The following is a 13019-nucleotide window of genomic DNA, read 5'->3' as shown; positions in this document are numbered from 1 at the left end:
CAAGTGTCATTTTAAGCATTATAAAATCATGATATTTTTTAGGCAAGCCTCTAATGGTTTATAAATGTTAATTAAAAGAACTAGGAAAGTGTGAAATCATGAAGCGTAATGATGCGCTAAAAGCTTTTCTTTCATTTGCTATGTATTTCTTGGCAGGTTCGACATGTGTAATGATTGGCAGTACGTTGCCACAGTTAGTACAAACCTATGGACAGAAGATTGAACTTGTCGGTTTACTTGGATCAGCATATGCTCTTGGTAGAATTCTCACCGTTAACATAACAGGTGTTCTTGTAGAGAAAATTGGATCAGTAAAAGTTTTAGGAATTGGTACTTTTATTACTGGCATATTTATGTTTGGTATTCCTACAATTCCTAGTTTTGTTTCTGGTTTAATACTTGCGTTTGCGGGAGGCATTGCATTTGGCACGCAGGATGCTGCATGTCCAACATTGTTAAGTAGCATATTCAAAAAGAATTATGAAAGTTCATTGACTTTTGGACAAGGACTATTTGGTGTAGGAACTACAGTTTCACCATTTGTATTAGGTCTGTTCTTGAGTGGTAAATTATCTTATGCATGGTCATATTATGTGTTAGGTATTCTTTCATTTATTATCTGTGCGGTGTCTTTTATAGTCAAAGATACGTCTGAGATTAAAGATACAGAGAAAGAGGAAGAACATATCAGGCCACTATATGCTAAGAGTAAGATTCTTGCCTATGCTGGAATTGTTATTTCAGTTGCCGCATTCAGCGGAGTATCGACTGCTATAGGTATGTATACAACAAGTTTTGCAATAACAAAAGGAATAAGCGAATCAAATGCTGCATTTATGTTTACACTATTTAACTTAGGTTGTGTCCTTGGAGGTTTCCTTTTCACTTGGATTCTGAGATATGTAAAAGGTACCTTAGTGCTACTCATGAATTGTATCGGTTCATTTATTGCTATTCTTGCCGCAATGCTTGTTAACACTGCCTTGAGTTACTATATTGGGCTTTTCGTTGCTGGTCTTTTCTTAGGCGTTTTATTTAGTGTTATTGTTGCAATTGCCTCTAGAATTATGTATAAGCGCGTGAGTATAGCGTGCTCTATCGTTGCTACAGCAAGTGGCGTAGCTGATATGCTAACTCCTATCGTTGTTGGTGCTGTTATTTCGCAATTTGGAGTAGGGTTCTCATATACATTTGGGCTTATAATGCTGGCAATATGTATTGCTTCGGCTGCACTGCTAAAGATAGTTACATTTGAAGATACAGTTTCTATTAATTGATAGGGTGTTGAGAGTTTATGGAAAATAAAGAAATTTATTCTAAAAAGAAAATAATAATAGATACAGATTGTGGTTCGGATGATGCTATGGCAATTGCCATGGCTTTAAATGATCCTAGATATAAGATATTAATGTTTTCCACTGTATCAGGAAACGTATGCATGGAACAAGCGACTATTAATACGCTTACTACTATCGAGCATGCTGGTTCATATGAACCACCTGTATATAAAGGAAGTAGCAGCATGCTGTTGCGCGATTTGGTTTATGCTCATGAAACCCATGGCAGAGATGGAATGGGTGATATTGGTCTAGTGCCTCATCGCTTAAAAGAAAGTAATGGTAATGCTGTTTTGAAAATGATTGAAACTTTGAGAAACAGTGAGGATGGTGAAATAGACATTATTGCATTAGGGCCATTAACTAACATTGCTCTAGCTATTAAGGTTGATTATGAAGCGATGAAAAAAGTTGGTCGCATAGTAGTTATGGGATCTGCTGGTCTAGGTCGTGGAAATGTTTCTCCTGTAGCAGAATTCAATATTTGGCAAGATGCAGAAGCTGCAAAGATATTAGTTGATTCTGGTCTTAAAAATATTATGTTTGTTGGATGGGATGCATGCTTGGGAGAATGTATGCTGAATCCACAAGAAATTGCTAATATTCGCGAAAGTGGAGAACTTGGTAAGTTTGCCATTGATTGCAATAGGGAATTAATGGAAATGAATATTAGCCGTTTTGGGGATGCTTATCTCGATATGGCTGATCCATCTGCTGTTGCCGCTGCGCTATATCCTGAATGTATAAGCGAATGCACAAAATATTATTGCCAAGTTGATGCAACTCCTGGACCAAGTTATGGCTCAGTTCTTGTTGACGCTAATTTCTTCTCTGGGAAGACTCCGAATGTTGAAATATGTAGTAAGCTTAATCCAGAAAAATATAAAAATTACATTTATCGTACTTTACATGTTGTAGATTAGCAAAATTTGTCTTTACCGACATGCTTTTCTATCTTGCAATAACATTTAAATACGACCGGGTTTGTTTATTGTTATTCATAAACTTTCTCGGTCGTATTTATATTTAATGCGTATATGTCCAGTAAATATACTTTTCTCACATCCCTAGTATTTTTATATACCAATCCAATACTTCTCGTATCCTGTACAAGTCTGCCGTTTTACCTATTGATTCCCAACGATTTTGATATTGTGTGAACCATTCGTTCAAATTTGTTTTAAAAGATTTTGCTTCAGCTAGAGTAAATCTCTGGTTTAGTATGTACAACCCTAATTGGTTGAGTAGTTGTTGACCTTGAATGTTTAAAATGCTAGTGCTTATAAAATCTTTGTTTATATTTTCACAGTTTATATTTTCGCTGCAAGCATTTATATCGTAGATGCTCTTTGAGCATTCTGATAGAGTGCGATTATATTCTTTAGCATTTAATATTTGTGCTTCTCTTTCATTTAAGAATCGTCTTCTTGCTTGTTCTAGGGAAGTGTTTTTTGGATATCCTAATGAAAATAGTACATCCTCGTTTGCTATATTTTCGTTATTGTATTCAAGTTCTTTGAATTGTACAGCGTCAGACCAGCTGAATGCTTGTGCATGAGACGCTTGTTTAATAATGTTAAGTAAGTTTGAGTTTGTTCTGTTAGCAAATACATTACTTACCTTGTTTATTAAATCTTTTTTTGCAATATTATTAGATTTCCAAGCATATTCCGATGATATTATTACATACGGAAGTGAGAGTATTGGATCGTTTATATGTCCATAATCTCCCCAATCAGTTAACAAAAATCCTAATACATGATTTTTGTGCCCATATTCACATGTTTTGGATATGTTATTTATAGCAGAGTCAAAATCTGGTATAAGCCTATTCCAAGATTGTGTGCCAGGGCATACGTATTGATCGCGATTCTGACTTTTTATTAGTTTTATATTGTTTTCATTCATGTTTGCCGAGTAATCCCAATTTGCAAAAATAACATTTTTTGGAATATCAGCTAATAACTCTGGGTGTTTTATTGCAATATCAGCATACATTATTGGCTGCAAATCTAATTCGTGTAATTTTTCACATAGCTTTTTAATATAGGACAAATAAAGATTTGCCACTCCTATTTTTTCAGCAACATTTTTACTTTCACCGCATCCAAGGTCAAAGGTCTCATCGGCGCCAATATTAAACTTATTAGATTTAAATAGTGATGCATAATCTTTAATCCTTTTAGATATAAACGGTATAGTGTTAGGATTAGTGGGATTTAGAGTATGATGCATCATTCTTTCAACAAAACTGAAGGGTCTTTCTGATTGTTCTGGGAATTCACCAAGCTGTTTATATGAGTTACTTCTTAGTATTTCATACATGTGTCCAAAAGTTGCAAGTGTTGGAACGAGTTCTATTCCTCTTGCATAGCAGTATTCATCTAGATCGATAATCTCATTACAAGTTAATGGTGAATGTCCAATCCAGGATTCAATTGTGTCATCTAAATCGATAACATGTTCTACGTATAGTTGAAGTTGATTATATTTGTATAGACTTAACTGGTCTACTAAAGTTTTTAACCATGAAAGTTTTGGCACTCTTCCTCTTGAAACATCATAAGAATATGCTCTTACAGGTATTTCTGGAAAGTCTTGAATTTGTAATGATGGCAGTATTAGACCATATTGCATAATTAGTTGTCTTATAGTTTGTATTGCAAAGCATATACTTGCTATGCTTCCAGCTTCTATGCTTATAAGTGTTTGATTGGTCGAGATTTTAGATGAAATTTTATATTCTTGAATACGTAGATTTTTGTTAATAGCTGCCGATATAGCGCTTTTATATCCTTCTGAGTAGCTAATGCTCCAGTTGCAATTGTGATTGTTTTTCAAATCTTCACATAGCTGTTTTGCTGCTGTAGTTATTCTTAAGTCTGGTTTAATATTTATGAAACTAATATGACTTGATTGTGGAAGCGTAATAGTATCTTTTGCGTATATTGATATGTTTTGTGGTGAAGGTATTATTTCGGTATTTGAATTGTCGATTTTCATTTTGTGCTTCTTTGCTACTAGTTTTTACATTAATTTTTTGTTGATTGCTTCTTTGCTTTTTATATCTTAGAGATTCATGATTCTATTTTGAATTACTGATATACATTCTCCTATAAGAGTTATGTCATTGTTGCAAGTGCATCTTCTTACTGTACAAGGATGTTTTGGACTGTATGGACCATATTCTTGTATTGCTTTTTCTGTAGAGCTTATAAATACCTTATTTACAATGTCGGATGGTCCATAAATTACCACGTCTGTTAGGTCTAAAAGATTAATTGTTGTTGTGAGAGCTTTTCCTAAATAATTACCTGCCTCTGCTAATATATCTTCTGGTTTTCTATTTGATGTAAACATTTTTCTATGCAGTGTTTCCGCGGAAATATATGTTTCTAAACATCCTTTTTTGCCGCATGAACAATCTGGTCCTTGCGGATCTACTGTAATATGACCAATTTCTCCTGCAGAATTATTTATTCCAGTGATAATAGCATCATTTATTAATATTGATGCGCCAACACCTAACGATAACTGTATAAATATTGTATTTGGTACGCCGTTGCCGAAGAATCTTTCGGCTAGTAATGCGCTATTCGTGTCATGATCAACGATAATTGGACAATTAAAATGCTTAATCAACTCTTCTTTAATGTTTATATTTTCCCACTGAAGATTCGATGAGCGAACTACTCTTCCTTCATCGTCTACGATCCCAGGTACAGCAATTCCTATTCCTAGTATGTGATTATTTGAATTATTTATTAGAGTTTTGCAAACTTCTATGATTTTTTCACAGTTCGCATCTGTGCTTTTATATAACGATATTTCCGATCTTTTTAATATATCTCCGCACAGATTAACAACAGCGCCTTGTATGAGACAAGGTTGTGAAAGATCTATAGTTATAATGTTCCAATAGTTTGCGTCTACTTCGAGTAGTGTACCTTTTTTACCTCTTTCTATTTTTGACTCTTGACCACTTTCTACTAATATGTGGTCTTCAAGCATTTCGTACACGACGGTTGAAATAGATGCTTTTGATAATTTTGTTTTTCTTACGAGCATAGCTCTAGAAAGTATTTGTTTTGGGAATAAATAGTTGAATATTAGCATTCTGTTATTTATTCTTGCGTCGGCAGGTATGGTTTTTTGAGACACTGTCATTAATTGATTAATCATTGGCTTCGCTATTGTTTTTATGCTCATGTCGTCGTTCCACTTTTAATGCCCATTGTTTTATACATGATATTCTATCAGATAAATATATAGTTTGGAATATATACTAAAACATGTTTTTGTAAAATATTTTCTAATTTTATTTTTTATATATGAAATATTGGAACTATAGATTCCTTTATTTTTCAATGTTTTTATTAAATATATTAGATAGTCTTGCATTTTTATCTTTTAGTGCAATAATTGTACTTAATTGGTTTAATAGGGTTCAACTTCAAAGCAGAAGTATTTTTCTAAGGAGTTTATTATGACGCACAGCACACCGTCGCATATAAGCATAGGGGTAGATGTAGGTGGAACAAAAGTATTATGTGCAGCTTTCAATACTAATAATGAACTGATTGCGCATTCTCAAGTTTCTACCAAGCAAGGTGAAGTAGAGATTGTCGATGAAGTGTGCAAGCTTATTTCTGAAGTGATTAATCAAATTATCCTAAAATATGGCAATGATACTAAATTCACTATAGGAATTGGTGTGCCTGGTTTAGTTAATCAACATACTGGGCAAGTATCTGAATCAGTAAATTTGGGATCTCATAGTATAGATTTTAAGACTGAAATACGTAAACGTTTTGGATTGAATTCTGTAATAGATAATGATGTTAATGCTGCAGCATTCGGTGCATATAATTATTATGGTTCTGATTCTAGTAGTTTAGTGTTTTTGAATTTAGGTACTGGAGTTTCTGCGGGAATTATCATTAATGGCTCTATTTTCCACGGCTCCACTGGTGTGGCTGGAGAAATAGGTCATATAGTTGCTGATACGCAGGGTAGGGATTGCCCATGTGGACAGCGTGGATGTGTAGAAACAATAATCTCTGGAACTGGTTTATCTAAACTTTGGCCAGCAAAGAATGAGTATCCTATCGCGTCTTTGCTGCGCAATGTTTCTGCTAAAAATAAAGAAGCTGAAAAAGTATGGAATAAGTTCATTTCCACCTTAGTTAGTGCACTACAGATTATTACAGTTACTTTTGATCCAGAGATTATTGTTATTGGTGGAGGAGTGAGTAAAACAGGAGCAATTTTATTAAAAGGCGTAAAAGAATACATTTGTAGACTTGAACAAAAATCGTCATTTTTGTCCTCACTAAAAATACCCGATCGTGTAGTGATTGCAAATCAAGAAGTGTTCTTTGGTGCGTTAGGAGCAGCTCTTATTGGCAGACGCTACGATGATAAAGCAAAGGAGGAAAATTAAATATTTAAACCGTGTTGTAAAAGTATTATAAAAATCTCCGCATTGCATTTATTCTTCAGAAAACTACCTTTAACTATCTTTAAATTGGCAGATGATAACTGAATTAATGCAAGTGCGGAGATTCTTCTTATGCAATTAGCACTATAGTTGTCACAATCAACCTAGTTGCCAAAATCAATGTCTCCAAGCTTTTCAATAAGCTTCATGTTTTCGCTATAATCCACTGGGCAAGCTATAACGTCAACGCCGCTTTCTTGTTCCAAAGCTTCTTTAAGCATGTTGTATAAGTCTTCTGGCTTTTGTACGACATGGCCTCTAGCTCCAAAGCTTTCTGCCAATTTTGGAACATTTGGATTAGTAAAATCAACGTATTCGTGTTCTCCAGCGTGTAAGTCCATCTTCCACTTAATCAATCCGTAAGCGTTGTCTTCCCAAACTAGAACAACCATTCTAGAACCCACGCGAACAGCGGTTTCAATCTCTTGAACATTCATCATAAAGCTGCCGTCGCCCATAACAGCAAGAACAGGCTTTGTGTTGATTTTTCCACTATTATCTTTAATAAACGATGCTCCAACAGCTCCAGGCAAAGTCCAAGCCATTGTAGAAAGGCTGTTGTCTATAATGCACGTATTTGGATGCATTGTTGGGTAAAGCCTTGCCATCCACATTTTTAAAGCGCCCGTATCTACAAGAACCTTGGTTCCTTCTGGAACAGCGCGCCTAGTGTCGTATACAACACGCTGTGGTTTCATAGGAATACTGTTATCGTTTTCAAACGAACGTAGCTCGTCTGTAATCATTTGACGAATCTTTGGGTGAGTTACATCAAAAGTAATGTTTCTATCCTTAAGAACATTTGTAAGAGTTTTAAGAGTCTGACCAATATCTGCCATAATGTTTAGGGCAGTAGGGTAGTGTGCGTCTGTGTCTTCAACAAATGTGTTTATGTGAATAATAGTCTTGTCAATATTTGGATTAATCTTCTTAGGGTCAAACTGTTGTATAGAGAATCCAACAGCAATAATCAAATCTGCTGTATCGAAAGCAAAATTCTCATAATCCCTATGCATGAATCCGACTACGCCAAGAGCATTAGGGTGATTATCTGGGAACACGCCTTTGCCTTCAAATGTTGTTGCAACTGGAACATTAAGCTGTTCTGCAAAAGCGCGTAGCTGATCTTGAGCATGGCTTCGTGCAACTCCGTTTCCTGCAAGAATAATCGGCGTTTTTGCTTGGCTAATGATTTTAGCAGCTTCGTCAATAGTATCTGGAGCGGGAAGGATGTGCAGAGGTCTTGGAAGTGGAAGTGGCTTTGCGTTTTCTGGAACGCTCATTTCGCTAATGTCTTCTGGGATTACAAGGCAGGTTGCTCCTGGACGCTTTCTTTGAGCGATTGAGAAAGCTTTACGAACCATTTCTGGAGCAGTGCTTGGAGCTAACATCATCGAAGACCACTGAGTGATCGGTTGGAACAATGACACCAAATCAATGATTTGGTGAGATTCTTTATAAAGACGAGATACGTTTCCTTGAGCGCATATTGCAACAAGCGGGGTCGTGCTTGCGTTTGCCTGAGCCACTGGAAGAGTAAGATTTAATGCTCCAGGTCCAAGCGTTGCTAAGCACACGCCTGGCTTTCCAGTAATATGAGCATAAGTTGCGGCCATAAAACCTGCGCCTTGCTCGTGGCGAGTAAGCACAAAGCGTATGTTTCCATTTCGTTCAATTGCTTCTAAAAGCGGAATATTTTCTTCGCCTGGGATTCCAAAAACAACTTCAACGCCTTCATTTACAAGGCATTCTACAACCAAATCTGCTGTGTTTCTTTTATGATTGTTTTGTTTTGTTTTCTGCAATTCTTCGTTTGCCATAATTGCGCTTCTCGCTTTTGCTTTAAGTTGTTTCAGCCTTTAAGCTTAAACTTCAAGACTTCTTTTCCATTTATAATATAGTCTTCTACGACATGCGCCCATTTTGCGCGTGTCATAAAAATGGGCGGATTTTTGCCTATTCGCTTTGTGGCAAAACTAAAGCTCTTTTAAGACAATATGCCTTGTTATTTCAACGATTTTGTCGGGAATTTTTGCCCCTTTGGATTGGGTTTCTTATACAATTGAACGAGTTGTGTATTTTTGTCACGGAGGAACGATGAGGCGCTGGCTTCTGAATTTGGTCAAGTGTGAAACCATCCTTATTGTGGCCGCCGTTTTAGCTGTTATTTCTTGCTTTTTCGTTCCACCAGATGCGCAATATTTTAGCTACATTCACGTAAACACTATTTCTCAACTTGTTTGCTTAATGATGGTTGTTTGCGGATTCCAACGAATAGGCGTTTTTAGAAGCATTGGCGCGAATCTTCTTAGAAGAGTTAGGACTGAGCGCGGATTAGTTCTGGTTCTTATGTCTCTAACGTTTTTCTCAGCGATGCTTATAACTAATGATGTTGCACTTGTAACTTTTGTTCCTTTTGCGATTTCTGTTTTGATGATGGCGAATGCAGAAAAGCACGCAATTCTTGTTGTGACTTTAATGACGATTGGTGCAAACGTTGGAAGTATGCTAACTCCTATTGGCAATGCGCACAATTTGTATCTTAAAGCGCTTACTAGAATGTCTACTGGTGGATTTCTTTCCATTATGGCTCCGTACACGCTTACTGCTGCGATTCTTATGATTGCGTTTGCGTTTGTGTTCTTTAGCTCTAGAAAAGTCGATCAATTTGAGGGCTTGCATGGAGATGACATTGAACAAAGTGTCTTGGCTCCGCACTCTAAATCACCTAAACCAGATGAGATTCGCGTTATGGGTTACGGTGTTGGTTTTACTCAATGGCGAGTTATTGTTTATAGTCTTTTATTTGTTTTGTGCTTGTGTGGAGTAGCTGGCTGGATTCCAGACTGGATTATGGTTTTGGCAGTTGTTATTGCCTTTATTATTTGCGATTCGCATGTGTTCCGCGCTCTAGACTGGGCTTTGCCTCTTACATTTATAATGTTCTTTATTTTTATTGGAAACATGCGTAGGGTCCCAGGATTTACCGAGATTGCACAAATGTGGGTTGGCTCTCATCCTATGGAAGTTTCGGTTGTTTCTAGTCAAATGATTAGTAATGTTCCAACTACTATCTTACTTTCAGGCTTCTGCGACCAGTGGAAGATGCTTATTATTGGTACTAATCTTGGCGGTATGGGAACGCTTATTGCGTCTATGGCATCTTTGATTTCATACAAGAGTATTACGCATAAGTATCCTCATAATAAGGGTCGCTATTTGCTTATGTACACAATTGTGAATCTTCTTTTCTTGGCTGTTTTGATTGGTTTAGCTTGGATTATTGAGTAGTGTTTTTCTGGCTTTTTGCGTGATTTTTGCATTGTGGGTGTGTCTTTTATTGCAATTATTGTGATTATTTTCACATATTTTTACGTTATTCTGCAATGAAATGCTAGTAAATTTCAGATTATTTGCGATTTTGTTGTATTATTTTCTATTAAATCGCAATTATGCTTAATAATTTTCATTTTATTTAAAATATATACGAAAATCATCAAAAATTGAATATAACATTATAACAAATTTATGTCTTGGCTTATCCATTATTATGGCTTCTTGCACTAAGTTAAGTTTGGGCAAAAGACTTTTGGCATTAATTACATTTTCTCTCTTGTAATTTTGTAAATTATGCATGCCAAAATCAGCTCACATATTAATAAAAATATATAAGGAGAGAACTATGAACGGTGTTCTGTCTATACTGCTAGATGTTTTTAGACAACCATCTGTAATAGTTGCAATGATTTCTCTAATTGGTCTTGCAGTACAAGGCAAAAAGATTTCCGACATAGTACAAGGCTCTATTCGTACAATGATTGGTTTCTTAGTATTGGCAGCCGGATCTGGAGTAGTCACTGAAGCACTAAATCCTTTTGGGAGCATGTTCCAATATGCGTTCCATGTTCAAGGCGTAGTACCAAATAATGAAGCTATAATCGGTACAGTTCTTATGAAGTATGGATCAGAAGCAGCATTAATCTTCTTCTTTGGAATGATTGTTAACATTGTTTTATCAATAACATCTAGATTTAAGTTCATTTACTTAACTGGTCACGTTGCATTCTATATGGCAAGTATGCTCGCAGTAATCTTCAATGTCGCAGGTTTTAATACTCTAACCGTTATTATTCTCGGATCATTCGCTCAAGGTCTACTTATTACGATTTCTCCAGCATTGGTTCAGTCATTTATGCGCACTGCCTCCGGCAAAGATGATGTTGCACTTGGACATCCTACGAGTAGTGGAGTTCTTATTGGAACTTTGATTGCAAAACTTACAGCTTCTAAAAAGCATCCGTCTAAGTCTACTGAAGATATTAAGTTCCCAGCTGCTCTTGGATTCTTAAAAGATACAACTGTTCTCATTGCACTTTCAATGGCAATTATCTACGCTGTTGTAGCACTTTTTGCGGGGCCGCAATATATTGAATCGCATTTATCTAATGGGCAAAACTTTATTGTGTTTGTTATTCTTAAGGCTGCAATGTTCTCTGCAGGCGTTTTCATTATTCTTGCAGGCGTACAGGTTGTTTTAGATGAGATTGTTCCAGCATTTAAGGGAATATCCGAAAAACTCGTTAAAAACGCTAAACCAGCATTGGATGCTCCTATGACTTTTGGTTTTGCTCCAAACGCTGTTCTTATTGGATTCTTGGCAAGCTTTGCTGGCGGAATTGTTGGAATGGTTATTATGGCTTTGGCTGGCACAACAGTTGTTATTCCAGGAATTGTTGCTCACTTTATGGCTGGTGGTGTTACTGGCGTATTTAGTAACGGCCAAGCTGGTAGAAGAGGCTGCGTTGTAGGCGGTTTTGTTAATGGTATTGTTATTACATTCTTGCCGTTACTTCTTTTGCCTGTTTTGGGTAATCTTGGTTCTGCAAACTCCACTTATTCAGACGCTGATTTTGGTGTAACTGGAGTTTTTCTTGGTTACACGAATGTTGCAGGAGGCAAAATCGTAAGTATTATTGCAGTTGTAATATCTTATGTTCTTTTCTACGCGTCTTCAATATTGTTGACGCGCAGAGAAAATAGTAAAGTCAAATATGCAATTGAAAACTAATACAATTGTGAAGAGTTATTGTAGAAATTAAACTTAAATCACAATTAAAAATAGAAACGATAAGTCTAAAAGGTTATGATCTTGAATTTGCGATTAAATAGCAACTTTAATCAATAATTTAAGATTGTAGCCTTTTGTAGTATAGGCACGCCTTAATCGTATATTGGCATAATATACTGATACTATGTAACTGTTGTGTGTTTTGAAAGCAAATTTGTAAAAATTTTCTTAAAAGCTTCATTTTTTAAGATTTTTTTTTAATAGCTTTTAAAAGAAAATTACTATTTGGAGAGTGGATTGTGACCGAAGGTGTACCTAAATATATTGCCGTGCGAGACAATCTTAGGAAACGCATTGACTTAATGGAGCCAGACGAACAACTTCCTCCAGAAGTAGAATTGTGTAAGCAATACAACGTTAGCCGAATTACTCTTAGACATGCAGTTGATAATCTGATATTGGAAGGTCTGCTTGTAAGAATACAAGGCAAAGGAACTTTTAGAGCAAGAGATGTTATTCACAGTGTTAACCGTGAAGTTATATCAGACCAGGTTCAAGGCTTTTACCAGAATTATTCTGAAAGCAAAGAACATATACGAATCAAAGTTATTCAAAATGATGTAGTTAAAGATGAATCTGCTGCTTATAAGCTTGGTTTAGATGAGTCAATTGATCTTATTTGTGTTAAACGATTAAAGTACGTTGATGACGTTTTGTCTAATTACAGTGTAGTTTATCTTGAAGCTTCAAGATTTCCAAAAGTTTTGACTCATGATTTTACGAAAAAATCTTTAGCAGAGTTTCTAGAAAGCGATTACGCTGTAAAGCTTTGTGAAAATGATTTGTCTGTTCATGTTGAGCAACTATGTGGAACCATGGCAAAAGTTTTACAGGTTGAAGATAAAACTCCATCTCTTGCAGTTGAATCCATTGTTAAGGACTCTTTTGGTTCAATAATAGCCTTTGGTGCTGCTGTTTATACACCAAAGTATTGTGATATTCAATTCAAAATGCATATTACTGTTTGATATTACTTTATTTATTCTTGAACGATTCTTGTTTTTTCTATATAAAAATGTTCTAGTATACAGAAAATCTCCGTTACCAAATGTAA

9 protein-coding genes are annotated in these 13019 nt (G+C 35.8%); 6 read left to right on the top strand and 3 right to left on the bottom strand.

Annotated features, from left to right (window positions below; all coding sequences use genetic code 11):
* The first annotated feature begins 98 nt into the window (after window positions 1-98).
* Entirely contained in the window at window positions 99-1277 is a 1179-nt protein-coding gene (locus HXT53_RS04110; protein ID WP_004113554.1) for an MFS transporter, read from the top strand.
* A gap of 17 nt (window positions 1278-1294) precedes the next feature.
* Entirely contained in the window at window positions 1295-2260 is a 966-nt protein-coding gene (locus HXT53_RS04105; protein ID WP_004113555.1) for a nucleoside hydrolase, read from the top strand.
* A gap of 136 nt (window positions 2261-2396) precedes the next feature.
* Here HXT53_RS04105 and HXT53_RS04100 read toward each other — a convergent pair whose 3' ends face one another.
* Window positions 2397-4340, bottom strand: a complete 1944-nt coding sequence (locus HXT53_RS04100) for a beta-N-acetylhexosaminidase (protein ID WP_174142858.1) — start codon at window positions 4338-4340, stop codon at window positions 2397-2399.
* A gap of 66 nt (window positions 4341-4406) precedes the next feature.
* On the bottom strand, window positions 4407-5546 hold the full coding sequence (locus HXT53_RS04095) for an ROK family protein (protein ID WP_004114978.1): 1140 nt from the start codon (window positions 5544-5546) through the stop codon (window positions 4407-4409).
* 277 nt (window positions 5547-5823) lie between these two features.
* Between HXT53_RS04095 and HXT53_RS04090 the strand changes: the two genes are divergently transcribed.
* Window positions 5824-6780, top strand: a complete 957-nt coding sequence (locus HXT53_RS04090) for an ROK family protein (RefSeq protein ID WP_004114979.1) — start codon at window positions 5824-5826, stop codon at window positions 6778-6780.
* A gap of 161 nt (window positions 6781-6941) precedes the next feature.
* On the opposite strand, the gene HXT53_RS04085 is transcribed toward HXT53_RS04090, so the two are convergent.
* On the bottom strand, window positions 6942-8657 hold the full coding sequence (locus HXT53_RS04085) for an acetolactate synthase large subunit (protein WP_004117736.1): 1716 nt from the start codon (window positions 8655-8657) through the stop codon (window positions 6942-6944).
* 277 nt (window positions 8658-8934) lie between these two features.
* Here HXT53_RS04085 and HXT53_RS04080 point away from each other — a divergent pair, with 277 nt between their 5' ends.
* The 3 genes from HXT53_RS04080 to HXT53_RS04070 all read left to right on the top strand — a co-directional run bounded on the left by HXT53_RS04080 (window position 8935) and on the right by HXT53_RS04070 (window position 12933).
* Window positions 8935-10128 carry an SLC13 family permease gene (locus HXT53_RS04080; protein ID WP_004113569.1) on the top strand — a complete coding sequence of 398 codons (1194 nt, stop codon included), beginning with the start codon at window positions 8935-8937 and terminating at the stop codon, window positions 10126-10128.
* A 391-nt stretch (window positions 10129-10519) separates the two neighbouring features.
* The gene (locus HXT53_RS04075; protein ID WP_004113572.1) at window positions 10520-11905 is read left to right on the top strand and encodes a PTS ascorbate transporter subunit IIC; all 1386 of its coding nucleotides are present in this window, start codon (window positions 10520-10522) and stop codon (window positions 11903-11905) included.
* A 299-nt stretch (window positions 11906-12204) separates the two neighbouring features.
* Window positions 12205-12933, top strand: a complete 729-nt coding sequence (locus tag HXT53_RS04070) for a GntR family transcriptional regulator (RefSeq protein ID WP_004114987.1) — start codon at window positions 12205-12207, stop codon at window positions 12931-12933.
* The last annotated feature ends 86 nt before the right edge of the window (window positions 12934-13019 follow it).

The organism is Gardnerella sp. KA00390, from assembly GCF_049244075.1.
GTDB classification, from domain to species: Bacteria; Actinomycetota; Actinomycetes; order Actinomycetales; family Bifidobacteriaceae; genus Bifidobacterium; species Bifidobacterium vaginale.
The sequence above is the reverse complement of the archived record's forward strand: the minus strand, read 5'-3'. Positions and strand labels throughout refer to the sequence as shown.